This window comes from Burkholderia torrens (assembly GCF_984668525.1).
This window is the reverse complement of sequence record NZ_OZ480213.1, coordinates 276,618-300,398: the sequence shown is the minus strand read 5'-3', so window position 1 is coordinate 300,398 and position 23,781 is coordinate 276,618. Positions and strand designations below refer to the sequence as shown.

Below are 23,781 nucleotides of genomic sequence, written 5' to 3'. Positions count from 1 at the left end.
TTATTGTCCCGACGAAGAACGACGAAGCGCGAGCAGGTGCTCGAGCGAGAAGAGGATGATCGCGACCGCCGCGGGCATCGTGATCAAGTAGCGCACGCCTTCGGGCAGCCCGATGATCGGGATGCGGTCGCCCATCGTCTCGGCGGCCATGCTGCCGCAGCCGGCCATGATCATGACCGCGAAGGCGATCAGGCTCAGGTGCTGGATCGCGATGACCACGGTGCGCGATTTCGGCGGCAGCCGGCGCACGAGCGAGTCGAGGCCGATATGGCCGCCGTCGCGCACCTTCATCGCCGCGCCGAACATCGCGATCACGATCACGAGCAGCAGCGCGATCGGCTCGACGAAATCCGGCGCGTTCTCGAACACGTAGCGCATCACGACCGCATAGAACACCAGCGCCGTGAGCACCGCGAGACACGCCGATGCGGTCACGGCCAGCACGCGGAACAGCACGTCGTTCACGCAGCGCAGGAACGGCGCGGCGTGCGGCTGCGCTGGCATCACGCCGTCCGGGGCGGCGGCCGACGAACCCGCGGCGGCCGCGCTGTTCAGGGAAGTGCGACGCGTCACTTGGTGGCCTCGATCTCGTCGACGATCTGCTTCATCTGCGGCGTCTTTTCATACTTCGTCCACAGCGGCTGCATCGCCTTCACGAACGCCGCGCGGTCGATCTGCGCGGCCGGCAGGATCTTCGCGCCGCCCTTCGTCACCAGTTGCTGCGCGGATGCCTCGCGTGCGGTCCACAGCTTCTGGTAGTACGGCACCGAATCAGCCGCCGCCTTCCTGATGGCGGCCTGCTCCTGCGGCGACAGCGTGTCCCAGATCTTCTTCGAGAACACGAGCACTTCCGGCGTCATCGCGTGCTGCGTCTCCGAGTAATCGGGCGCCACTTCGTAGTGCTTGGTTTCCTCGTACGACGGCAGGTTGTTTTCCGCCGCGTCGACGAGGCCCGTCTTCAGGCCCGTGTACACCTCCGCGAACGGCATCGGCGTCGGCGTGCCGCCCATCGCCTTGATCTCGTCGACCATCAGGTCGGACGGCTGCACGCGCACCTTCAGCCCCTTCATGTCGGCGGGCGAGCGCACCGGGCGCTTCGCATAGATCGAGCGCGCGCCGCTCTCGTAGAACGTCAGCGCGATCATCCCCTTCGCGGTAAACGCATCGAGGATCTTCTGCCCGGCCGGGCCGTACATCGCCTTGCGGAAATGGTCGACGTCGCGGAACAGGAACGGGAACGACGGGATCAGCGATTCCGGCACGATCTCGTTGAACGACGCACCGTTCACGCGCGCCATGTCGATCGCGCCGATCCGCACCTGGTCGACGGTGTCCTTCTCGGAGCCCAGCGCGCTGTTGCCGAACACCTTGATCGAATCCTTGCCGCCCGTCTGCTTCGACAGTTCGTCGCCCATGAACTTCACGGCCATGTTGGTCGGGAAATTGTCGCCGTGCACGTCCGCCGAGCGAAACACGCGCGCCTGCGCGGACATCGCAAGGCCGGCCATCAGCGCGACGGCCAGGGCGGTACGGGAGCCGGTGAATCGGTGCTTCATGGTGAGTCTCCTTGATGGTCGATCGTTGTTGTGCGGCGATCCGTGGGCAGGCGCGTGCGTCGGCGAAGCCCTTTCCTGAATCGCAGAGTCATACGTCGTATGACGTGTCGACCGAATGTACGGCGGTTAATCGTTTAACTCACTTGGTGCATACCCCTATAACCGCCTCCATAATGGGTTTTAGGCGAGTATCAGGGAATCTCGTTCTCTTTTTATGCGATTCTTAGCGAAACGTTTTCCGTACGCACAGCTCTATCCGGTTTGGCCGATCGCGCAGCCATCTTCGGCTAAGCCGAACGGCCGGCTTTCGTGTCGCTTGATTTTGTCATAGGATGACTGACCACAATCCGGAATCGTCGACGCAACGCACATGCGTCGGTTCCGGCAACGGTCGAGAGGGAATTCGTCCGGGCGCGGGTGCTTGCCGCGCCGTTACGTCTGCATGACCAGCGACGTCAGCTGCGTCGCGCGCGTGACGTCGGTCTTCGCGTAGATCGCCTTGATCTGCGTGCGGATCGTGCCGATCGACACGCCGCGCAGTGCCGCGCATTCCTGCGGCGAGTGCCCGTCGCAGCACAGCAGCACGGCGAGATCGGCTTCGGCCGACGACAGGCCGTAGAACACGCGCAGCCGCTGCGCGCGCGCCGCTGGCGAGCGCAGGTCGGCAGCCGTCATCAAGGCCGTGACGCCGGGCCGTTCGCGCACGAGGCGCGACTGTTCGGGCACCGGCATCAGCGCGAGCGACAGCGGTTCGCCCGTCGCACGCCGCAACAACAGCCCGCCGCGCGCGAACGCGTGCCGCCATTGCGCATCGTCGACGCAGCCTTCCGGCGCAAAACGCCCGTTCACGACCCGCAGCGCCGGCTCCGCCGCGATCAGTTGATCGGCCGCGCGATTGGTGTAGCGCAGCTCGCGTTGCGCGCCGAGCAGAAATACCGGCACCGGAATCGCATCGAGCGCCGATTCCGCCGCGGCCACGCGCGCCTCGAGCTCGCCGATGCGCGCCTGGATCCGCAGCGCGCGGCTGATATGCGTGCCCATGATTTCGATGGTGTGGCGCTGATCGCCGGAAAGGCCTTGCGAGTCGGGGCCGCCCTGCACGCTGAGGAACGCGCCGGTGCCCTCGCCGCGATGGATGTACAGGCCCGAGATGCTGCCGAGCCCGAACGGGCGCAGGAATTCCTGATAGAACACGCCGTGTGCGCGCTCGCGCGCGGACAGGTGCTTGACGTCCTCGAACCAGCGGCCCGCCGGCCAGTTGCCGGCGACCGGCACGACCGGATCGTACCGGTAGAACTCGGTGTTGTAGGTGCCGTAGCACGCGGCGACCCATGATTCGTCGTCGCCCGCCGCCCGCTCGATCGCCGGCACCCGCGCCGCTTCGTCGAATGACAGCAGCGTGACCATGCGCACGCCGACCGACGATCGCAGCCCGTCCAGCACCGCTTCCCATCGTTGATCGCCCAGTGCCGCAGCGTAGATGTCGTCGACCCACGCCGATGGAATCAATCCGTTCAGTGGCATCTGGCTACCCCGCGCCGTGCGTTTCTGTCGAACGTCCTCAGCCCATCTTACTCAATGAACGAGATCGTTCAAATAATGCATGTGCGTTTGGTTCGAAATACTACGTTTATTACCGTTTCTCGTCTGACGTATGGGCCATTTCCGACACGAAAGCGCAATCGCCTTCGGCACGCACCGGCGCGCGGCCCGCTTTTCGTCCCGATCAGGGTATGCCATGATGCGGCGCATGACGATCCGAAACGCCACGCCCTCGCTGCACCATCACCACGGCCGCCCTCCATTGCGCCGTGGTTCGTTTCGCATCTAGTCATTGCATCGGGCTGGCCCCGATCAAGACGACGACCAAGGCGCCTCCGGCGCCTTTTTTGTTTTCCGCCGCCTGAACAAGCCTGCCGCGCCGCCCCATCGATCACGTACGGAGTGTTTTCAATGCAACAGCCGTGGAAAGAAATTGCCCTGTCGGATTTGCCGCTCCGGGAAGACTTGAAGTTGCAGCACGCGTACGGAGCGCCGCAGCTCGACGTGCCGGTCCGCCTGAACGTCAACGAGAATCCGTATCCGCCGTCGCCGGCGCTCGTCGAGCGCATCGCGACCGCGGTGGCCGATGCCGCGCGCGACGCGAACCGCTATCCCGACCGCGACTTCGCCGAACTGCGATCGCATCTGGCCGCCTACCTGACACACGACACCGGCGTGCCGGTCGACGCGACGAGCGTCTGGGCAGCCAACGGTTCGAACGAAGTGATCCAGCAGATCCTGCAGGCGTTCGGCGGCCCGGGGCGCTCGGCGCTGGCCTTCACGCCCGCGTATCCGATGTATGACGAATACTGCCGGACGACCTTCACGCGCCTGCATACGTTGCCGCGCACCGACGATTTCGCGCTGGACCTGGACCAGGCGCTCGACAGCATCCGCGCGCACCGGCCGAGCGTGATCCTGCTGACGTCACCGAACAACCCGACGGGAACCGCGCTGCCGCTCGACAACATCCGCGCGATCCTCGACCTCGCGCCGGGCGTGGTCGTCGTCGACGAAGCCTATGCGGAGTTCCGGCGTCACGGCGTCCGCAGCGCGGCGACGCTGCTGCCCGACCATCCGCGGCTGATCGTGACGCGCACGTTGAGCAAGGCGTTCAAGTTCGCGGGCGGCCGTGTCGGGTATTGCGCATGCGCGCCCGCGATCGTGGACGCACTGAAGCTGGTTCGCCTGCCGTATCACCTGTCCGCCTTTACGCAGGCGGCGGCCTGCGCGGCGCTGGTCGCACGTGACGAGATGCTGTCGCAGGTCGACGCGATCAAGGTCGAGCGCGACGCAACCGTTTGCTGGCTGCGCGGCCTGGGCCTCGCGGTGGCCGATTCCGACGCCAACTTCGTGATGTTCGGCAAGTTCGAGGATCGCCACCGGATCTGGAGCGGGCTCCTGCGCCACGGTGTCCTGATTCGCGAATCCGGGCCGCCCGAGTACCTTCGCGTGTCGATCGGCACGACGGCAGAGATGGCCGCGTTTCGCGCGGCGCTGCTTGACGTGATGGCGCTCAGGTGAGTGAGCGGCGGGCAAGACAGGAACGATCGACGACGCAACGGAATGCGCGTCGACGCAAGATCGGACGGTGTACTTACTTCATCGTCGCGAGACGCGATTCCAGTTCGTCGATCTTCGCGAGCACGGCATTGCTGAGCTTCCTGACATGATGCGGCACATCGGGCGCCGACATCAGTTCCTCGATGCGCCTTCGCCAGTAACTCGGATGCCTGACGCGCCCAGCACCCGACATCGATACGTCGTCAGCGACCGTGTCGCTGTCCAGGAGAGCCACCATTCTCTGGATGTGAGAGAGCTCTCGTTCCACATAGTCTCTTGCCAGCATATTGATTGAGATTCCCCGAAATACGACACCAGGCCTTCCATCATCAACACGCCATCGTGTCGCGGTGCCAACGACGCACCGTTCACGCCGTGCGTCATCGTACGCAGCGACTGTGTCGGTCAACTGCGCGGACGGTCGCGGCAATCGACATTGAATGGCAGGCCCGTTCGTTTGTGTTCGTTACACGCGATCCCCCGTATCCTGCTGCCCATCGTAGGCGCACCGGCCCGCGCCGGCATCCCCAAAAGTGGGGATATCGGCGGATATCGGGAAAGGGCTGGTTTCCGGAAACGACGGGGCTGGACGGCCTACCGCCGATACGGCGGCGGCGCGAGTTCGAGCGGATCGGGGTTCAGGCGCACCCACGCAACCGCAAGCCGGCACAATTGCGCCGGATCGCCGGCCTGGCATCCGCTGCGGGCACGCAGTGCATCCTGGCGCGCCAGTCAGTCCAGCGGCTCCGGCAGTTCCAGACCGTCCGGTCGGCCGGACGCGCCATCCCGCTTCGTGATGTTCCAGCGCGCGACGTCATCCCGGTCGTCATCCATTCGACAGGAAAACCGGGCATTGGCGCGAGCATCGGCACGCGCAGCCGCCGTCGCGCCGCCTGTCGCTCCTTGCATGTCGATTGGCGCGCTTTGCGAGTGAACTGGCGCGTAAAAGACGGCATCATGGCGCATCACCTCTGCAACGGAACCCACGCCCATGAATATCGATACCGACCTCCCTGTCATGGTGACCGGCGCAACCGGATACGTCGCGGGCTGGCTCGTGCAACGTCTTCTCGAGGCCGGCCTGACGGTCCACGCGGCCGTCCGCGACCCCGACAGCCCGGACAAGCTGAAGCACCTCCAGCGCATCGCGGCCGGCAAGCCCGGCACGATCCGCTTTTTCCGCGCCGACCTGCTCGACCCCGGCTCGTACGCGGACGCGATGGCCGGTTGCGGCATCGTGTTCCACACCGCGTCGCCGTTCACGGTCACGGTTCGCGACCCGCAGAAGGAACTCGTCGATCCGGCGCTGCTCGGCACGCGCAACGTGCTCGAGACGGCCAACCGCACACCGTCGGTGCGGCGCGTCGTGCTGACCAGCAGCTGCGCGGCGATCTACGGCGACAATGCCGATCTCGCCGCGACGCCGAACGGCGTGTTCACCGAGGCGATCTGGAACACCAGCTCGTCGCTCGCCCATCAGCCGTATTCGTATTCGAAGACTGTCGCAGAACGCGAAGCGTGGAAAATCGCCCGCGCGCAACAACGCTGGGATCTCGTGACGATCAACCCGACGCTCGTGATCGGCCCCGGCATCAATCCGCATGCCACGTCGGAAAGCTTCGAGATCGTACGGCAGATGGGCAACGGCACGATGAAAATGGGCGTGCCGAATCTCGGCCTGGGCGCGGTCGACGTGCGCGACGTGGCCGACGCCCACCTCCGTGCCGCGTTTCTGCCAAGCGCCAACGGCCGCTACATCGTGTCGGGTCACGATACCAACCTGCCGGCGATGGCCGCCACGCTGCTCGAGCGATACGGTGCCGACTACCCGATTCCGCGGCGCATCCTGCCGAAATGGCTCGTGTGGCTGGTCGGCCCGCTCGCGAACAAAGCCGTGACGCGCCGCATGATCGCGCGCAACGTCGGGCTTCCCTGGCGCGGCGACAACAGCCGCAGCCGCAACGAACTCGGCATCCGCTATCGCCCGCTCGCCGAGTCGATGAACGACTTCTTTCAGCAGCTCGTCGAAACCGGGCAATTGCGGCGATGAACCGCTTCGCGATCTCACCTGGCTGGCAGGTCGTGATGGTCGACCTGGGCCTGCGCGTCGACGAACTGCTGCGGCGCGCGCAACTGCCCGCCGACCTGTTCACGCGGCCGGAAGGCGGGCTCACGACCCGCGAATACTTCCGCTTGTGGCGCGCGACGGAAGAGATGGCAAACGTGCCGGCCGTCGCGCTGCGCATCCTCGATCTCGTCTCGGTCGAGGCGTTCGATCCGCCGCTGTTTGCCGCGCTGTGCAGCCCGAACCTGGAAATTGCGATTCGGCGCATCAGCCAGTTCAAGCCGCTGATCGGCCCGGTGCGCTTGCGCGTGGCCCACGAGGCCGACGTGCTGACCCTGGCCGTCGACTTCCTGGAACGCGAGGAGCCGCCACCCGGCATGCTGCTCACGGCCGAACTCGGCTTCTTCGTGAAGTTGGCACGGCTCGCGACCCGCACCGACGTGCCTGCCCGCGCCGTCACGCTGCCGCGCGAGGTCGAGCCGCATCCCGGCTATGCGCGGTTCTTCGGCGTGACGCCGCAGTATGGCGATACGCCCTGCGTCAGCGTGGCGCTGCAGGATGCGCGACGTCCGTTCGTGACGGCCAACCATGCGATGTGGCAGATCTTCGAACCCGATCTGCGCCGCCGCCTCGACGCGTTGTCGGCCGGCGCGGGCATCGTCGAGCGCGTGCGCGCGGCGCTGCTGGAATTGATCCCGGGCGGCCTCGCCACCACGGACGACGTTGCACGAACGCTCGCCATCAGCAAGCGCACGCTGCAGCGCCGTCTCGGTGACGACGGCGCGAACTTCAAGACCATCCTGGCCGAGGTCCGCGAAAAGCTCGCGTGGCACTACCTCGATCGCTCGGACCTTCCCTACAGCCAGATCGCGTTCCTGCTCGGCTACCAGGATCCGAACTCGTTCTTCCGCGCATTCAATGAATGGACCGGCATGACACCCGACGCCGCACGCTCGCGGACGACGCCACGCTGACGCGCACGGTCGCCCCATCGCCGAGCCGATGCGGCATCAGCGCGCGGCGTCGTTGCGGTTCAGCCCGAAAATGAAATCGGCTTCCACTGCCGCGCCTTTGGGCAACTGCAGCACGCCGACCGACGAACGCGTATGGACGCCGGCATCGCCGAGCACTGCGTACAAAACGTCGGAGGCACCGTCGGCCACTTCGCTTTGCATCGTGAAGCCGGGCGCGCTCCGCACATAGACCGTCATGCGCGGCACCGTCGCGACCGCATCGAGCGTGCCGCAATGCTTGCGAATCAGCGACAGCGCGCGCAGCGTCGATATGCCGGCCGCACGGCGGCCGTCCTCCAGCGAAACGGATTCGCCGACGACGCCGACGAAGTGCACGGTTTCCCCGATTCGCGGAATCTGACCGGACAGATAGGCCGTCGTTCCATCGACCAGAATGGGCGTGTACTTTCCGCCGATCCTGATTTCCTCGTCCGGATCGAATCCGAAATCGGCCGCGATCTGTTTCAGCTTATCGTCTCTGTTCATCAGTGAATTCCCCAATCCTTCATAAAAAAGACAAAGAATAATTGAGTCGCCGATTCTTGTCCCGAGGGAGCCGATTTGCAAAAAATGACAAAATTGACCCACTTTTCAGGTGTTCGAAGCAGTCCTGCATGCCATATCGACACCGTAATTCGTAGTCGGCGAGATTTTCTTCATCATTTCCGATTGAAACCGCTATCATGTGAGTACACAACCTGATGAGCGATATATGGCAACTTACAAGGAACTGAAAGCCCAAATGGATGCTTTGGCCGAGAAAGCCGAAGCGGCACGCGTCGCGGAATTCCAGGCGATCGTCGACGACATCCGCGCCAAGGTCGCGGAATACGGCATTACCGAAAAGGACATTTTCGGCACGCGTCGTGGTCGGCCGGCCAAGCAGGCAGCGGCACCCGTGCAGGCGAAGTATCGCGATCCGAAGACCGGCGCAACCTGGTCGGGACGCGGTCGTGCGCCGGCATGGATCAAGGATGCGAAGAACCGCAATCGATTCCTGATTCAGGAATAAGATTTTCGACGCGTACCGGCGCGCGGTTCAGCGCGCTGTCCGGCAAGTCGGGCATTGACACCGGCGGGATTCAAAGACCGCTCCGGGTTAATGCCGATTTGTCTCATTCGACGCGTCGCACGCCCATTCTTTCCTCATCATTCGTAATAAATCGCAAGCCACACGGTTTGCGTTTCTTCATGCGTCCACGCAACGCGATGGCGGCAATGCGGCTCGATCAGCACGTAGTCGCCCGGGCGCATCTCGTGCCGCGCCGGACCCTCTTCGAATTCGAGCACGGCCGCGCCCGACAGCAATACGACCCATTCCGCGCGCGAGTCGTCATACCAGAATCCATCCGCGCTCGCGTGTCCCATCGATACGATCCGTTCGACATTCAGGCGCTGCCCCGTGACGAGGAGATCGATTCGCTCGTCGCCGCCACGTTGCCCTTCGACGCTGAACAGGTTACCGGTTTGAAGTTGCATTGCTCGACCTTTTCATTGACCTTCCGATGAAGGAAGCGCGTTTAAAGACGCCGGGGAATGCTTATTGTCGTCCAGCCTTTGCCACGCCGCTGGCGGCATTCAAGGCCTGCACGCGATGGCTTCGATTTCTATCTTCGTGCCGACCTGACGCTTGCGCCCGTCAGCGCGCCGCGATCTGCGCGTTGCCGGTTCGCAGGCTGGCGTGCGTGAGCATCAGCAGGTTGACGACGACAACGGCGATGGTCGCGTCGATCATCAGATTCACGCCGCCGCGCGTGACCAATACGCCCGCGATGTATGGAAACCCGAACAAGCCGATGAAGTAGGCAATCGTGAAGACCTGGGAACTCGCCGATGCGGACAACCCCCTTTCGCCGGCCAGATTGACGGCCATGCCGTTCAGCGTGGAATAGCTGAGCCCGTAGCCGATTGCAAAGATGACCGAGCCGATCACGTACAGCATTTCGCTGCCCGGATTGGAAACGAACAGTAGCAGCGCCAACAGCGTCGCGCTGAACAGCGCGCAGGCGAGCTTTCGAACGGGCAACCGGCTGATCGTTTGCGCCAGCGTGAAACGGCACGCAACGGTCGTCAGCGTGAAGGTCACGAAAAACAGGTCCGGCGACAGGTGTCGCGATTCCGCATAGGCCGACTGAAAATTCGACAACGCGGAAAAGACGCAAGCGGCCAGCGCAATCATGATGATCGGCAGCCGCGTCACGTTGCGCAGGATCTCGGCGATCCGTGCAGGCGTCAGGCCGGTTGCGGCCAGCTGCGGAGTCAGCGTGTGTGCCGCCCGTTTTCCGACCGCGGAGAATGCGGCGGCGGCAATCAGGCAGATGCACGCCAGGCTGCCATAGACGATGGAATACGACCCGGCTCGGCTGGCGACGAAATGACCGACCGGCGACGCAAGACCGAGTCCAACCATTTGACCGCCCGACAGCAAGGTCAGGTATTTGATTCGCGCGTCGGGCCTCAGATGATGAATGATCTGAAGCGGCGCGAGGATGTAGAACGCCGACCATCCCATGCCGAGCAGCAAGCCACCGATAAACGCGATCGCCGGATCGATCGCGGCCAGGCTGAACGCGAGCATGGCAACGGACATCACGACGGCAGCGGCAACGATCGTCCGCATCAGCCCGATTCGCTGTGCGATCCATCCGGCGAGCAGGGAACTGACGATCATGGTCAGGATGCCGGTCGAGATGACTGCCCCTGCCATTGACGCATCGAGCCCGCAATGACGCAAATGCTCGGCAAGCAGGAAGCTCGCACCGTATGCGGCGGCAAGCGCGATGCTCGCGCCGAGAAATGGAATGAAAGTGGCAGCACCAAGCGACGACGGCAGCGGGTCAGCGGGTGTGTTCATGGGATGGGCGTCCGGTTACTTATCGCCGCCGTGATGCCTCGAGCAGGGCTACTTTCCGGCAGCGATTTTCTTGACTGCGTATGGCGGGACGAAGATCGTTTCGGCATTCCCGGCCCCGGTCTCGATGGGAAGTGTGTTTTATGTAATGACGGAACGAAATGTACAGTGACGGCGATTTTCCTCTGCACAGCTGAGTGGAGGCTGACGTCGCCGGATAGCGGAGAAGCTTCCCAAGTCGAAACCCGCCCATGCAGTCGCATCGTCGATCGATGAATTGTTGGCGATGATTTCCAGCGCCCGCGCCACGCCGCTGAAAATCGCTTCGTCGATTCGCACGGCCCTGTCTCTTCCCAAGGTGAGCAGACACCGGACACCCCGCCATCGAGGTAAGCAGGGACGACATCGACGCGTCCGGTGCTTTCGATTGCATGACACATACGCGGCATCCTGCCGATGCTCGCCCGCCATGCCGCCTGCCGAACCGGGCGGGATGTTATCCGGGGCACCAACAAAAAAACTTGACGATGAGAGCATATGCTCCTACCCTTCACCTCAAGAGAGCATATGCTCTCATTTTCGAACGGAGCGTAGCGATGAACGAGCCTGAGATTCTTGTGAGCGGTGCAACCGGACGCACCGGCGGTATTGCCATTGACGAACTGCTCGAGATGGGCAAGCGCGTGCGCGCCTATGTGCGCACGGACGACGATCGGGCGGCAGCCCTGAGGCAGCGCGGGGTCGATGTCGCGGTCGGGGACTTCACCGACATCGACGACATTCGGGCAGCGATGGAAGGCATCCGGTCGGCGTATTTCCTTCATCCGATCGCGCCGGGAATCATCGGGGCCGCGGCGTATTTCGCGCAGGCAGCAAAGGAAGCGGGCCTCACGGCGATCGTCAACATGTCGCAGATTTCCGCGCGCCGGGAGTCGATGAGCCACGCGGCACAGGATCACTGGGTCTCCGAGCAGGTCTTCGACTGGTCGGGTGTCGCGACGACGCATTTGCGTCCGACCTTCTTTGCCGATTGGCTCGTCTATCCGCACTTTGCGCGGGAGATATGGGCCACGAAGAAGATCGAATTCCCGTTCGGCAACGGCCGACATGCGCCCATCGCCAGCGACGATCAGGGACGCGTGATCGCCCACCTCCTCGCCAACCCCGCAGGCCACGAGGGCAAGACCTACACGCTCCACGGCCCCGTCGAGATGGACCACGTCGAGATCGCAGCCGCGATGAGCGAGATTCTCGGCACCCGGATCGAATACGCGCCGACTTCCATCGAGGAATTCCGAATCAAGATGGAAACCCTTTACAAGTTTCCGCCGTTCCTCACGCAGCATCTGGTCGAAGTCGCGCAGAACTACCGCGACGGCATCTTCTCGGGCACCAACGAGGCCGTCGAGCAGATCACCGGAAAGCCGCCGCTGTCGGTCCAGCAGTTCGTCGCGAAATATCGGGCCGCATTCGTGTGAACACGTCCTTGAAACGAATCGGGAGGTTTGAAAATGTCATCCATCCAACCAGGTCATCACCCGTTTCTCGATGATCTGACGGCCGACGCCGAGCTGGTCAGCTCGGTGTTGCGCGCCCCCGTAATCGGGCGCGACGAAATCCGGCTCGCCGTCGACGCCGTCGGGACCTTTTACGTCTCGCAGACGCCAACGTTCGTTCAAGCCGTCGGCTCGCGGCTATTTCTCGAATACGAGGCCGTTCTGGCGAGCGACGAGACGTTGAGCGCGGTCGTGGTCGTCGATCGCAACGCCGACGGCTCGGTGCCGCGAGTCAGCGTGCGGATGAGCCCGCTTGGCGCCGTACTGACTCTCGCGGCCCATCTGCGGGAGTCGCTTTCGAAGCAGTTGCCGGAACACGTCTTTCTTTGAACCGGGCACCCGCGCGCTCGTGGATGGCATCGGCACTCCCCCGGCACGCGGCTTTTGAAAAAGGAGCTTGTCATGGATATCAAGAACGCCACCGTCTTCGTCACCGGTGCCAATCGCGGCCTGGGCCTCGCTTTTGCACGCGAGGCGCTTCGGCGCGGGGCCGCGAAAGTGTACGCGGGCATGCGCAACACGAGCGGCTTCGACGAGCCGGGCATCGTGCCGGTCAGGATCGACGTCACGGATCCGGCGTCGATCGCCGAGGCGGCCCAACTGGCGGCCGACACGACTCTGCTGATCAATAACGCGGGCATTGCCGCCCTGATCGACGGGCCTTTGGCGGCCGACGTGCAAGCGCAGTCCGCCCGCTTGTTCGATACCAACTACTACGGCGTGGTGCGCGTCACGCAGGCCTTCGAGCCGATCCTGGCGGCGCGGCCGCATGCCGCGATCATCAACGTGCTTTCCGACATCGTGTGGCTCCCGCGCCCCTATCTGACACCGTATGCCGCGTCGAAAGCCGCCGCCTGGAGCTACACGAACCAGCTTCGCTTTCACCTGCGCGAGCGTGGCATCCAGGTTCTCGGCCTGCACGTCGGGTTCGTGGATACCGATCTGACCAGCGGCATCGACGTGCCCAAAGCCCGTCCCGAGGACGTCGTGCGACGGACCTACGACGCGCTCGCCGCCGGCAAGAGCGAGGTCATGGCCGACGAGGGGACAGCGGTGCTGAAGAGCACGCTCGCGGCGGAGATACCCGGCTACATCACGCCGCCGGCGGGGTTTTGAACATCGCAGTCGACACGGGCCGGATTCGGCGGCGAGCCACGGGGTGCGCAGATCGTACGCCAGCGCTGTCGCTCCCGGCTTTCATCGATAGAATCCACCCTGCCTTCGCGCGAAGCGTGCGTAGCGTTCGCGCAATTAACCGAAATCAGGAGTGCAACAGATGTTGCCCGTCAACCAGCCGCTCGGAATCGATCAATGCAACTGCTTCGCCGTCAGGAAGGCGAGCAGGCAGATCTCCCGACTCTACGATAGCCATCTCGAGCCCTCGGGTCTGCGCATCACGCAGTTCCTGACGCTGGCCGCCCTGCACGAAGTGGGAAGTACCCCGGTCAACGCCCTTGCCGAACGGCTCGACATCGAACGAACGGCGATGGGGAAAATGGTCGGCTTCCTGGAGCGCGACGGCTTCGTCACGATCAAGCCCTCGCCCACCGACGGCCGAAGCCGCCTCGTCGAACTCACCGAGGAGGGACGGCGCCTGCACGAAAGAGCATCACCGCTCTGGCAGGAAGCGCAACGGGAGTTCGAGCGACTGAACGGCGCGGACAATGTTACGGCGTTGCGAGAAGGGTTGAGAGAAGTGCGCATCGGCGACGTGTCGATGCGTTCGCCGCAAGACTGAGTCACCGGATGCATTGCCGGAGGGCGGCAGATTCAGCCAGGAACGGACATCCGTGCGTATGGGTAGAATCATGGCCAATCGGCACCAGATGCGGTGGCCGCCTCCCCATTCCGCGAGACATGGCGATGAAGGTAACGATTGCATACATCGACGAACCCCCATTTGGATGGACGGAACCCGGAGGAACTGCATCGGGCGCCGACATTGAATTGGCCGGTGTAGTTCTTCGGGCGATTGGCGTCACCCAGATCGAGCATCGCCTGACGACATTCAGTGAACTGCTGCCCGGCGTTGCAACCGGTCGCTGGGATATGAACGTTCCGCTCTTCACTACGCCTGAACGCGCCAGATCGGTCGCGTTCAGCGTACCCGTATGGGGGATCGGCGACGGCTTTCTGGTTCGAGCCGGAAATCCGAAGGGTCTCAGCAACTACGCGTCACTCGCCAAACGCTCCGACGTCCGCCTTGGCATCATTGCCGGACAAGTTCAGCACGACGCAGCAAAAAAGGCAGGCGTAAACGAGAACCAGATAGCCATCTTCGCGCAACAAGGTGATGCGATTGATGCGGTTCTCTCCGGCGCGATCGACGCATATGCGAGCACGGCGCTGGGCAATCGCATTGTTGCGGATCGGATGGGAGACTCAGCGCTTGAGGCCGTGCCGCACGAGCCGGAGGCGGATGGCAAGCAACAGAGGCTCCCGCTCGGAGCATTCTCGTTTAACCAGCAAAACAACGCGTTGCTCAATGCAGTAAACACGCAACTACGTTCATATTTGGGCTCGCCGGACCATCGGGCCAGAATGGCGGCCTTCGGCTTGGCATCCAACGAGATCGATCCCGCTCTTGCGCGGTGAGCATGACGGATGTCAACCGATAATCGCCAATCGGCAGGGCCTGATGGATTGCCGTCAATTTTCGGGCGCCCCCGGGGGTCCTTCGACAAGCAACACCAAAGGGTTGAAAATTTTCTTTCTTGAATTGGACCACCCGCTGCCGAAATGATATGCCCGTCAACGTCTCAGTCCCCGATCGCACCGCCCAGTATCAAACAATCGCACTGGTTCTGATCTCGATGTTTTGTTTTGCGGTCGTCGATGCACTGGGCAAAGCGGTAGCGCTCGACTATCCCGCTAACGAAGTGACCTTCTTCCGAATGCTGTTCGGCGTCGTGCCGGCCGTTCTCGTCAGCCTTCGTGGTGGGTCGTTTGGCGCTCGGATCCGAAAGCTCGACCTTCGCGGACAGACAACCCGCGCGCTCACGCTTCTCTGTGCCTCCGGACTTTTTTCGCTGGCTTGCCGTATCTGCCGTTGAGTGAGGCCGTGGCGATCGTCTATTCGGAGGCGATTTTTGTTGTTCTCCTCGCGCCAATTTTGCTCGGGGAACGTTTACTCGCGCGAAATGCCGCGGCCGCGCTCGTGGGCTTTATAGGGGTCCTTCTAGTGGTTCGACCTCACGGTAGCTTGTCGAATCTCATTGGCCCGGGCCTGCTGCTGCTCAGTGCTTTGTGTGGTGCGCTTTCCATGATTCAGATTCGCAAACTCAAAGCCAGCGACGACTCGAGCATCACGGTGCTCTTCTTCACCGCCTTCGGAACCACCGTTACCGGCGTTTCCTTATTTTTTGCCTGGCGCACGCCGACGCTCAAAGACTTGCTCGTCATGGCGCTACTGGCACTGTTCGCGACAGCCGGCCAGCTTTTCTTTACGGTCGCGGTAAGGCGTGACAGTGCTGCGAAACTGGCTCCCTACACTTACACGAGCATCATTTGGGCAACGCTTTTCGGCTTTTTCCTGTGGGGCGAAACGCCAAGCGTCGTTTCAGTTCTCGGAATCGTCGCGATCGTCGGGAGTTCGATCGCTGTCGCGATTCGGGAGGAGCCGCCGGAGGGGCCAGCGGTCTAGTCTCGCTAACAGGCTCGACAGTCGTTGGCTGAGGTGAACTGAAGAATAGGCGGTAGGACTGCGTCAGGCGCGGATGACCGCAATCGAGGAAGGGGAAGGTCCCCCGTGGGTCGGCTATAGCCGACTGCGTCGGGCGGCATCCGGCCAGGAACGGACGCTCGACATACGAGGCAAGACTGCTGAAAATCTTGCTATCTCGAAACTTGTTGAGTGTGTCAAATGTCCCAGCTGGAAATATTGCCGCCCGAGATCGCGCGGCACTCAATTTCACGTAGGGAGATTGTCCTTCCGCTCAATGCGGCTATTGCCGCAATTGATTGGTGCGCGATCAACCAGATTCACCTCCTGGGTTGGGAAGGATGGATTCAGTCTGCGGATGGGCGGGTCGGTCACGGCAATGCGCCGCAGGGAACAACGAGTTTGGAGGGTCTTTCGATACCCGATGCTGCCGACTTCTGTCGGCGGACAATTCGGGCCGCCGCACTAGAGTGGTCGAAAACTTATCCAGAAACGACGGACCGAATACACTTCTGTATCACCGTTGACACGACGGGCGTCACCTCAAAGCTGTAAGCGTTTGGCGGCCAGGAAGGGACCTTCAGCCTCAGCCCCACGGCCGTAACGGCATTGATACGGGGCTCGAAATGCGACCTACTGGACTATCGGGGAGAGGCGCCAAGAGGCTCGTGGAGTTCTCGATAGGCATTCACAAGCGCCCCCAGGGCCTCCTGCTCTTCTGGTGTCCCGAAGCGGCCCACAAACCCGTCTAACGCGACCAGCAAGGAGCAGGCCGCGAGAGCCAAGGTGTCGGCAAACTGCAAGTAGTCGGGGCCGATGCGCAGACCGGTTATCTTACCTGTGGCGCTCACCTCAACGTGGTGCTGAAGAGAGGTGGCGGACGGGTGGGCATCCTGAGAGAGAGAGCGGTAGACGACGGTATAAAGATCAGACAGGCTCAGGTCTTTCGCCAAGCCGCAAAGGTCAATGTCTTGGTGCTTCCCTGGCGTGCCGATCTCGTCGAGCAATGCGTCGAGCGCCGCTCCCGTTTCGGCTGGCACCTCTGGCATATCCCGCAACTCAGCCGCGACGTGCCCGCGGAATCGCTGGTGCCCACCCTCGAACGCCTCGACGAACCGCGTCGTCGGCGCTTCGCCCTTCTTGAGTTTGATTTTGGCGCCGTGCGACAGCACGATGTCGCGGGAGGCGGCCATGCAGTACAGCGCAGTTTCGAAGGTCGATCGCACCATTGCGCGCGACTGCGCACGCAGCCCCCTGGCGCTCAGGAGCACAGCACCCTCGAAGTCCTGAACGGCTCGCCCAAAAAGGGTGACGGCGAAAAGGTCGGCGTCACGCTGTTGGATGTCGCGCGGCACGATCAGCAGGGCGATGGCGAAGCGGTTGATCTGCTCTACGAGCGCCGCATGGTCGGGGCAATAGTCCCGAAACGCCTCATCCGCGAGGGCGTTAATGTGCGTGGATAGGAAGCCGTCACGGCTCAGAGTCATGGTCTTCTCCTTAGCCTTGCGGACTATCGCCGCATTGGACTGTCAGGCCAAGATTCGTGGCGATCGGCCTGTGTAGGCCACAACGCGAACATAGATCTTGCTCCAACCAGGGAAGGTAGTTTGCAACCGACCGATGACATGTTTGGCCGGTGTAATCACCAGTTCGGTTGCTGCGTCGTTCATTGATTTGCCGTGGTGTGAAACCCATGGTGGAGCGTAATTTGGGAGGTGTCAGCCGTCAACAATGGTCACGTACAAAGCTGGATGGAACGGCAGCTTTCGGGAATGTCGACTGTCTCCTTCGGATCGACAACAACCGATCGTGTTAGCCCTCAATCACCACGCTCCAGGCATCTGCCCGATTTGCTTCAAATCCGAATATCACTCCCCCATCAAACCACCGCCCTCAACCACCCCAACAACTCCGCCTGCGCGCTCCCCTCCACCACCGGCGCCGGCGTCAACAGGCAGTAATGCGAACCATCCTCGACGAACCCCATCGGCGCGACCAGCACTCCGCTTTCGATGTCGTCGCGCACGAGATGCCACGGCCCGATCGCCACGCCCAGCCCCGCGACAGCCGCCTGCAGACTGAAGTAAAAATGATCCAGCACCTGCCCGCGCCCACGCGCCGCTGGCTGACCGGCCGCCACCGTCCATTCCTTCCACGCATCCGGCCGGGTCCGCGTATGCAATAGCGGCGCATCCTGCTTCAACGAACGCGCACCGCGACGCGCAGCAAACCACGCACCGACTTTGTCCGGACGGCAGACCGGCCCCACCCGCTCGGCAAACAGTTGCTCCGCGTGATACCCCGCCGGCCACGCAAAGTCGTTGCGGCGAATCGCCATGTCGATCCCGCTGTCGAACGAAAACGGCCCGCCCGCAGCAACCAGGTGGATATCGACACCCGTGTATCGCGCCTGGAAATCCGGCCAGCGCGGGATCAGCCAGCGCATCAGAAGCGTCGGCTCGCACGACAACACCCACCGCCGCGCACGCGCCGCCTCGCTACGCAATTCCTGCGTGGCGTGACGCATCAGGCCGAGGCCGTCATGGACGGCCTGCGCCAGCTTGCGCCCCGCATCGATCAGGAATACACGACGACTGCGCCGCAGGAACAGCGCGACGCCCAGATCATCCTCGAGCAGTCGCACCGCGCGACTGACCGCGCCGTGGGTCAAACACAGCTCGTCGGCGGCACGACTGAAATTCTCGTGACGCGCCGCCGCCTCGAAACAACGCAGCGCCATCAATGACGGCAGGCTCGTACGAGTCGATTGTGAGTCAATCTCACCATTTTGGTCAGAAATCATCGTTTTTCAAGATGTGACACGGTTGCTAGCATTGTGCCATCAAGACTCCCTCCGCAAGGAAAAGGCAATGACCGAACTGATAGTCGTAGTCACCATCACATTGCTGGCCGTCATCAGCCCGGGCCCGGACTTCGCGATGGTCACGCGCAACAGCCTCATGCTGTCGCGTCGCGCCGGCGTGCTCACCGCGCTGGGAATCGGGCTGGGCGTAACGGTTCACGTGAGTTACACGCTGCTGGGTGTCGGGCTGCTGATCCGCCAGTCGCTGTGGCTCTTCAATGCAGTCAAGCTGATCGGTGCGATATACCTGATCTACCTTGGCGTGAAGATGCTCATGACCAAGGCCCCCGACGGGCAACCCGATGCACCGGCAGCCCCGCTGTCCGATCTCGCCGCACTGCGCACCGGCTTCCTGACCAATGCGTTGAATCCCAAGACCACGGTGTTTATCGTCAGCCTGTTCATGCAGGCCGTCCGCCCCGACACGCCGTTGATCGTGCAGCTCGGCTACGGCGCGTTCATCGCGGTCGCACACGCCGGCTGGTTCAGTCTGGTGGCCGTCTGCTTCTCGGCGACGGCCGTCCGCGATCGCCTGCTGTCGCTGCGTCACTGGATCGACCGCACCTTCGGATGCCTGCTCGTGGGCTTCGGCGTCGCGCTCGCCATCGCGCGCGGCGGGCGCTGACCTCGCCGCCCGCGACGAACGGCAACGTCAGAACGTGTGCGCGATCGCCCGCGCTTCTTCGATCGCACGACTGCGATCGACCTGCCCGTCCGGACCGAACAACGTACGTTCGACGATAATCCCGGTGATATCCGTCACGCCCACGAACTTGAGCCACGTTTCCATGTACGGGCGTTGCAGATCGAACTCGGCGGCCGGCGTAAACGAACCGGGCGCCTCGTAGCTGAGCCCGCGTGCGTACACGACCGCCGCCTTTTTCCCGGCCAGCTTGCCGCCGAACCCCGATCCGTCGAACGTGAACAGCACATCTTTCTGCGAGATCACGTCGATCAGGTGCTTGAGCTTGTACGGAATACTGAAATTCCACAGCGGCACGCCGAACAGGAACTTGTCCGCTTCGTGGAATGGCGCCGCGAGCCGTTCGATCTGCTGCCATGCCGCAGCCTGTTCCGGCGTCAACGCCGTGCCGCTCAGTCCGGCATATTTCGCGGCCAGCGCGGCTGCATCGAATTCCGGCAGCGCCACGTCCCAGATGTCGAGCGTCCGTATCTCATGATCGGGATGCGCGTGCCGGTACGCATCGAGAAATGCACGGCACACGTCGATGGACGCCGAATATGCCTTGTTGGGGGAACCTTCGATATAGAGCACGCGTGTCATGGAGCCGATCCCTGCGTCGAGTGACGGCGCCGCACGGGATGCGCGGTCGCCCACTGCGATTCGCAGCGTATCGGGACGGCTTACAATCAGGAAACGATATTAATGAATCGATTTAACCTGGATTGGTGATCAATGAGCGCTCCCCTCGACACGATGCTGCTTCATACGTTTATTGCGGTCGCCGACATGCGAAGCTTTACCGGCGCCGGCCACCGGCTGCACCTCAGCCAATCCGCGGTGAGCGCGCAGATCGTCCGGCTCGAAGAGCAGGTCGGATGCGCGCTGCTCGTACGCAACACGCGCAGCGTCGCGCTCACCGCGCATGGCGAGACACTGCTCGGCTATGCGCGCGCGATGCTCAATCTGAGCGAGGAAGCACGTGCGAGGCTCGGAACCGGCAACGCGGTCGACATCAAGCTGCGGATCGGCGCGTCGGAAGACTTTGCCGGAGACTGGCTTCCCGACGTGATGCGCCGCCATTGCGCCGCGCGGCGCGGCTTGCGGCTGGATCTGGTGGTCGACATCGGCGACAGCCTGTTTCGACGTCACGCAAACGGCGAGTTCGATCTCGTGATCGGCAGCCGGTGCTCGCATTCTGGCCAGGGCACGACCTTGTGGCAGGAGCCGCTCGTCTGGGCATTCGCGCGCCACGAGCCGCTTCCGGAAGGTGACGTGCCGCTCGCGTGCTTCCCCGATCCGTGCCCGTACCGCGGCGCCGCCGTCAAGACGCTCGCTCTGGCCGGCATGGGCTACCGGATCGCGTGCGAAAGCCCGAGCGTCACCGGCATCCTGATGTTCGCGCGCGCCGGTATCGCGATCGCGCCGCTGCCGCGCAGTGCACTCGACGACACGCTCCGTGAATTGGGCGTGTCCGAAGGATTGCCGACGCTGCCGGACATGGAATTCGTGATGATGCACGACACCGCAGTTCCGGCCGCCGTCGAATTCGCCGCAACGATCGCCGATGAAACCGCCGTTCGAGCAGCGGCCGGCACACGCCACCGAGCCTGACGTACGGCGCTCGCGAAAATACACACGGGGCACGCTTCGTGCCCCGCCCGACTCAACGCTTCGTACTCCATTCGACGCGCCCGCCAGCAGGCTCCCGACCGCGCGCAAGCCGCGCCTCCAGCGCCTCGATGTCCTTCACCTTGCGGCACAGCGCATCGAGCAACACCCCGCATTGCCATTGCGCAAAGTCGGACGGAATCAGCGCGCGAATCTCGTCCAGACTGAAATCCGCCTTCTGCGCCGCCGCGATCAGGTCGAGCACCGTCACCGCTTCCTGCGGATACGTGCGATAGCCGTTCGCTTCGCGCTCGACCAGCGTCAACAGGCCGATGCGTTCGTAGAAGCGGATGCGCGAAGGGGCAAGGCCGATGCGTTCCGCCAGTTCCCCGATCTTCATGTTCCGGTACTCCCCGGCCGGAACGGATCCGGCCATTCAATCCACCGTGACAGTCAGCCGTCTCCTCACGTCGATTCGCAATCCGATCTTTATCCTTGCATCGCCAATGGCAGGCAGGATTGCGCTCAAATCACCTCGAAGCCCAACCCGGCATGGCGTACCAGACGCTCGACATAGCGTTCGCCGAACATCGTCGCGGGTGTCCAGAAGCCGCCGCCGCGCCCGCTCTTGACTCCGTCACTACTGCAATCCAGCGCGAGACTGATCGCAGCCTGTCCGAGCATCTTGCCGGTCGAGCCGTAGCCCGGATCGCGGTCGCCGGTGACTTTCACGCGCAAGATCCGCCCGTCGTCGGCCCGGCCGAAGAATCGCAGGTCGTAGCGGCCGGCCTGCTGGGCCGCGACGCTCGGCCCCTCGCCGGGCTTCGGCAGCAGGAAACGTTCCATCAGGCTGCGCACCGGCTTGACGAGCACGCCCACCATGAATGCGCCGAGGCCGGCGACCATCGTCAGCGCGGTCAAGCGGCCCTTGAGGCCCGCGCCCGTCATCACGGCTTCATCGTAGGTGAAGCGGCTGCCGTAGGCATTGCCGGCCAGCGCATTCGAGCGATGCACGACACGCTCGTTGATCGCCGCCATCACGAACGGTGCGATCCACGCATCGCAGTCGCGATCGAATTCGGCGGACCGAACAGCATGCTGCCGCACCGTGAAGCCATGCCCTTTCGGACACAGCGAATAAGGATCGAGCAGTTCCCGGCGCAACGCGGGATCGGCCGCCGCTTCCCGCACGACGTTGATCACGCTCGCGACGGTACCGCCCGATGCGCCGCCCTTCAGCGTCCGCACGCGCATCTTCACCTGCCCGGCCGGCACGCCCCACTGCCGCCGTGCCTGTTGCTGCAGGAAGAAAACACCCATGTCCGACGGCACCGAATCGAAACCGCAGCAGTGCACGATGCGCGCGCCCGATTGCCGCGCCGCGGGTTCGTACCGGTCGATCATCCGCTTGATCCACTGCGTCTCGCCGGTGAGGTCGCAGTAGTCGGTGCCGGTTTGCGCGCAGACCCTGACCAGCGGCTCCCCGTAAAGGGCGTAGGGTCCGACTGTCGACACGACCACCCGCGTTTGCGCGCAAAGCGCCTGAAGCTGCGCTTCGTCGGCCGCGTCCGCGACGATGATCGGCACGGCCTGCCCGGCCGCACCGAGCGTATCCCTGACCTGCCTGAGCTTCGCCTCGGACCGGCCGGCAATCGCCCAGCGCAGCGTCTCGCCGGCGCCCGCCAGGTAGTCGGACAGATAGCGGGCCAGGATCTGCCCGACAAAACTGGTGGCGCCAAATACGACGAGATCGTAGGTCGGTTGCGACATGGGCATCTCCTTCGGTGCACGCGTGTCGCGCGCATCCGTATCGTCAGCGTGGCTTTCCGGGTTCATCGAAGGTCTTCAGAGGCGTCGGCAGGTTCAGGACCAGTTGCGCGTCCTTGACCACGTCGAGCCGCATGATGGTCGACGCACCGAGCCCGTCGAGCAGCTGGCTCAACGGCCCGCCGTGCCGTACCAGTTCGACGTTGCGCGGCAGCAGGCGCTGCGCGAACGAGAGCATGTTGGTCTGCACCGACGACTGATGCCATTCGCCGTCGATGCGGTTGACCATCGTCGTCGTGCCCATGTGCGATTGCGACGGCACGGTGGTCAGCGCCGGCAGCGGCACGCTCAGGCTCAGGTCCGGCCGGCCGCCGGGGCCGGCAATGCGCGCACGTGCGGTAGCGCCGATGTCCACGTCGATATCGGCGAGCCATTTCGGCAGCTGATAGCCATGCACGCCGCGCACCCGCGCGATCTCCGTCGTGACCGGCAGCGCCAGCACGTGCGCGAAGAAACTGCGGCGCCGCATCGAGTCGATCAGCTCGCGTGCCGGCGACCCTGTCGCGCCCGGCCGGCGAATCACTACCGCGACGGAGACTTCGTCGTACGGATCGTTGTCGCACACCGAATACGAAAAGAACGTCAGCGCGACCAGCCCGTAGCCGGGGAGCGCCCGCAGCGGTTCGAGCGGCGCCGGCAGCGTCGCCCGCAGGCGGTCGAGCGGCGCAAGAAACAGCAGCTGGATGCTGCTGGAGCGGTAATAGAAGTTCGGCGCCCAGGTCGGGCCGACCCGCGACGCAACCTGACGCTTCGGAATCCGGCGGAAAAAATCGATGTTCCCCGCCGCGGGATCGCGCGCCACCTCGTCCAGGTCCGGATTCATCCGGAACCGGTCGTAGTACCCGCCTTCCGGCACGTCGACCGTATGCGGCCCGAATTCGACCTGTGTAAAACGCCTGTCCATGCTCGTCGCCTCTCGTCGATGATTGACCGTGGCAGGCAACACCCGGAGCCTGCTGATTCACTGCCGTCAGCAAGCACTCTAAGCTTT

Annotated in this window: 25 protein-coding genes and 3 pseudogenes; 13 read left to right on the top strand and 15 right to left on the bottom strand. The window is 63.4% G+C overall.

The annotated features are described in order from the left end of the window. The 3 genes from AC5LXX_RS31840 to AC5LXX_RS31830 form a co-directional block, all read right to left on the bottom strand. The gene (locus AC5LXX_RS31840) at positions 1-573 is read right to left on the bottom strand and encodes a TRAP transporter small permease (protein WP_493414091.1); all 573 of its coding nucleotides are present in this window, start codon (positions 571-573) and stop codon (positions 1-3) included. Continuing rightward, positions 570-1,556: a TRAP transporter substrate-binding protein gene (locus AC5LXX_RS31835; protein ID WP_493406106.1), complete on the bottom strand. Its 987-nt coding sequence runs from the start codon at positions 1,554-1,556 to the stop codon at positions 570-572. Before AC5LXX_RS31835 ends, AC5LXX_RS31840 begins: the two co-directional genes overlap by 4 nt. A gap of 432 nt (positions 1,557-1,988) precedes the next feature. Then, positions 1,989-3,080, bottom strand: coding sequence for a helix-turn-helix transcriptional regulator (locus AC5LXX_RS31830; RefSeq protein WP_493414090.1), 1,092 nt, complete (start codon positions 3,078-3,080; stop codon positions 1,989-1,991). Between the two features lie 429 nt (positions 3,081-3,509). Here AC5LXX_RS31830 and AC5LXX_RS31825 point away from each other — a divergent pair, with 429 nt between their 5' ends. Next, positions 3,510-4,622: a histidinol-phosphate transaminase gene (locus AC5LXX_RS31825; RefSeq protein WP_493414089.1), complete on the top strand. Its 1,113-nt coding sequence runs from the start codon at positions 3,510-3,512 to the stop codon at positions 4,620-4,622. Positions 4,623-4,695: 73 nt separating this feature from the next. Here AC5LXX_RS31825 and AC5LXX_RS31820 read toward each other — a convergent pair whose 3' ends face one another. Both AC5LXX_RS31820 and AC5LXX_RS31815 read right to left on the bottom strand, forming a co-directional pair. Next, positions 4,696-4,947 carry a hypothetical protein gene (locus tag AC5LXX_RS31820; protein WP_124448581.1) on the bottom strand — a complete coding sequence of 84 codons (252 nt, stop codon included), beginning with the start codon at positions 4,945-4,947 and terminating at the stop codon, positions 4,696-4,698. Between the two features lie 446 nt (positions 4,948-5,393). Beyond that, positions 5,394-5,654, bottom strand: a complete 261-nt coding sequence (locus AC5LXX_RS31815) for a hypothetical protein (RefSeq protein WP_493414088.1) — start codon at positions 5,652-5,654, stop codon at positions 5,394-5,396. Here AC5LXX_RS31815 and AC5LXX_RS31810 point away from each other — a divergent pair. Both AC5LXX_RS31810 and AC5LXX_RS31805 read left to right on the top strand, forming a co-directional pair. Continuing rightward, a complete protein-coding gene (locus AC5LXX_RS31810) occupies positions 5,653-6,711 on the top strand; it encodes an NAD-dependent epimerase/dehydratase family protein (RefSeq protein ID WP_493414087.1) in 1,059 nt (352 codons plus the stop codon). The genes AC5LXX_RS31815 and AC5LXX_RS31810 overlap by 2 nt on opposite strands. Next, the gene (locus AC5LXX_RS31805) at positions 6,708-7,700 is read left to right on the top strand and encodes an AraC family transcriptional regulator (RefSeq protein ID WP_493414086.1); all 993 of its coding nucleotides are present in this window, start codon (positions 6,708-6,710) and stop codon (positions 7,698-7,700) included. Before AC5LXX_RS31810 ends, AC5LXX_RS31805 begins: the two co-directional genes overlap by 4 nt. 36 nt (positions 7,701-7,736) lie before the next feature. On the opposite strand, the gene AC5LXX_RS31800 is transcribed toward AC5LXX_RS31805, so the two are convergent. Beyond that, entirely contained in the window at positions 7,737-8,225 is a 489-nt protein-coding gene (locus tag AC5LXX_RS31800; protein ID WP_493414318.1) for a RidA family protein, read from the bottom strand. 226 nt (positions 8,226-8,451) lie between these two features. On the opposite strand from AC5LXX_RS31800, the gene AC5LXX_RS31795 reads away from it, so the two are divergent. Next, on the top strand, positions 8,452-8,751 hold the full coding sequence (locus AC5LXX_RS31795) for an H-NS histone family protein (RefSeq protein ID WP_124448856.1): 300 nt from the start codon (positions 8,452-8,454) through the stop codon (positions 8,749-8,751). A 137-nt stretch (positions 8,752-8,888) separates the two neighbouring features. Here AC5LXX_RS31795 and AC5LXX_RS31790 read toward each other — a convergent pair whose 3' ends face one another. From AC5LXX_RS31790 to AC5LXX_RS31780, 3 genes and pseudogenes are all read right to left on the bottom strand, one after another. Next, a complete protein-coding gene (locus AC5LXX_RS31790; protein ID WP_124448589.1) occupies positions 8,889-9,218 on the bottom strand; it encodes a cupin domain-containing protein in 330 nt (109 codons plus the stop codon). Between the two features lie 325 nt (positions 9,219-9,543). After that, a pseudogene (locus AC5LXX_RS31785) lies at positions 9,544-10,593 on the bottom strand (MFS transporter); the annotation flags it as partial. A gap of 138 nt (positions 10,594-10,731) precedes the next feature. After that, on the bottom strand, positions 10,732-10,929 hold the full coding sequence (locus AC5LXX_RS31780; RefSeq protein ID WP_493414085.1) for a hypothetical protein: 198 nt from the start codon (positions 10,927-10,929) through the stop codon (positions 10,732-10,734). Positions 10,930-11,186: 257 nt separating this feature from the next. On the opposite strand from AC5LXX_RS31780, the gene AC5LXX_RS31775 reads away from it, so the two are divergent. The 7 genes and pseudogenes from AC5LXX_RS31775 to AC5LXX_RS31745 all read left to right on the top strand — a co-directional run bounded on the left by AC5LXX_RS31775 (position 11,187) and on the right by AC5LXX_RS31745 (position 16,362). Beyond that, complete coding sequence (locus tag AC5LXX_RS31775) at positions 11,187-12,068, top strand: NmrA family NAD(P)-binding protein (protein WP_493414084.1); 882 nt, start codon at positions 11,187-11,189, stop codon at positions 12,066-12,068. A 33-nt stretch (positions 12,069-12,101) separates the two neighbouring features. After that, entirely contained in the window at positions 12,102-12,476 is a 375-nt protein-coding gene (locus AC5LXX_RS31770) for a hypothetical protein (RefSeq protein ID WP_493414083.1), read from the top strand. A 72-nt stretch (positions 12,477-12,548) separates the two neighbouring features. After that, a complete protein-coding gene (locus AC5LXX_RS31765) occupies positions 12,549-13,262 on the top strand; it encodes an SDR family oxidoreductase (RefSeq protein WP_493414082.1) in 714 nt (237 codons plus the stop codon). Positions 13,263-13,422: 160 nt separating this feature from the next. After that, positions 13,423-13,884 (top strand): MarR family winged helix-turn-helix transcriptional regulator, encoded by a 462-nt coding sequence (locus AC5LXX_RS31760; protein WP_493414081.1) that lies wholly within the window; start codon positions 13,423-13,425, stop codon positions 13,882-13,884. 125 nt (positions 13,885-14,009) lie between these two features. Continuing rightward, positions 14,010-14,741: a transporter substrate-binding domain-containing protein gene (locus AC5LXX_RS31755; protein ID WP_493414080.1), complete on the top strand. Its 732-nt coding sequence runs from the start codon at positions 14,010-14,012 to the stop codon at positions 14,739-14,741. Between the two features lie 149 nt (positions 14,742-14,890). Next, positions 14,891-15,789, top strand: a pseudogene (locus AC5LXX_RS31750) (DMT family transporter). A gap of 219 nt (positions 15,790-16,008) precedes the next feature. Further along, a complete protein-coding gene (locus AC5LXX_RS31745) occupies positions 16,009-16,362 on the top strand; it encodes a hypothetical protein (protein ID WP_493414079.1) in 354 nt (117 codons plus the stop codon). Between the two features lie 86 nt (positions 16,363-16,448). Here AC5LXX_RS31745 and AC5LXX_RS31740 read toward each other — a convergent pair whose 3' ends face one another. Together AC5LXX_RS31740 and AC5LXX_RS31735 are read right to left on the bottom strand one after the other, a co-directional pair. Next, positions 16,449-17,294, bottom strand: coding sequence for a DUF5677 domain-containing protein (locus AC5LXX_RS31740; protein ID WP_493414078.1), 846 nt, complete (start codon positions 17,292-17,294; stop codon positions 16,449-16,451). Positions 17,295-17,686: 392 nt separating this feature from the next. Beyond that, a complete protein-coding gene (locus AC5LXX_RS31735; protein WP_493414077.1) occupies positions 17,687-18,610 on the bottom strand; it encodes a LysR family transcriptional regulator in 924 nt (307 codons plus the stop codon). A gap of 67 nt (positions 18,611-18,677) precedes the next feature. Between AC5LXX_RS31735 and AC5LXX_RS31730 the strand changes: the two genes are divergently transcribed. Continuing rightward, positions 18,678-19,295, top strand: coding sequence for a LysE family translocator (locus AC5LXX_RS31730; RefSeq protein ID WP_493414076.1), 618 nt, complete (start codon positions 18,678-18,680; stop codon positions 19,293-19,295). Between the two features lie 27 nt (positions 19,296-19,322). Here the strand turns inward: AC5LXX_RS31730 and AC5LXX_RS31725 are convergent, their stop codons facing one another. Beyond that, positions 19,323-19,955 (bottom strand): FMN-dependent NADH-azoreductase, encoded by a 633-nt coding sequence (locus AC5LXX_RS31725; RefSeq protein WP_493414075.1) that lies wholly within the window; start codon positions 19,953-19,955, stop codon positions 19,323-19,325. A 132-nt stretch (positions 19,956-20,087) separates the two neighbouring features. Here AC5LXX_RS31725 and AC5LXX_RS31720 point away from each other — a divergent pair, with 132 nt between their 5' ends. Next, on the top strand, positions 20,088-20,966 hold the full coding sequence (locus AC5LXX_RS31720) for a LysR substrate-binding domain-containing protein (protein WP_493414074.1): 879 nt from the start codon (positions 20,088-20,090) through the stop codon (positions 20,964-20,966). A gap of 94 nt (positions 20,967-21,060) precedes the next feature. Here the strand turns inward: AC5LXX_RS31720 and AC5LXX_RS31715 are convergent. The 3 genes and pseudogenes from AC5LXX_RS31715 to AC5LXX_RS31705 form a co-directional block, all read right to left on the bottom strand. Beyond that, positions 21,061-21,363: pseudogene (locus AC5LXX_RS31715) on the bottom strand (MerR family transcriptional regulator); the annotation flags it as partial. 125 nt (positions 21,364-21,488) lie between these two features. Further along, the gene (locus AC5LXX_RS31710) at positions 21,489-22,733 is read right to left on the bottom strand and encodes a saccharopine dehydrogenase family protein (protein ID WP_493414073.1); all 1,245 of its coding nucleotides are present in this window, start codon (positions 22,731-22,733) and stop codon (positions 21,489-21,491) included. A gap of 43 nt (positions 22,734-22,776) precedes the next feature. Continuing rightward, on the bottom strand, positions 22,777-23,694 hold the full coding sequence (locus AC5LXX_RS31705) for an acetoacetate decarboxylase family protein (RefSeq protein ID WP_493414072.1): 918 nt from the start codon (positions 23,692-23,694) through the stop codon (positions 22,777-22,779). Positions 23,695-23,781 lie beyond the last annotated feature (87 nt).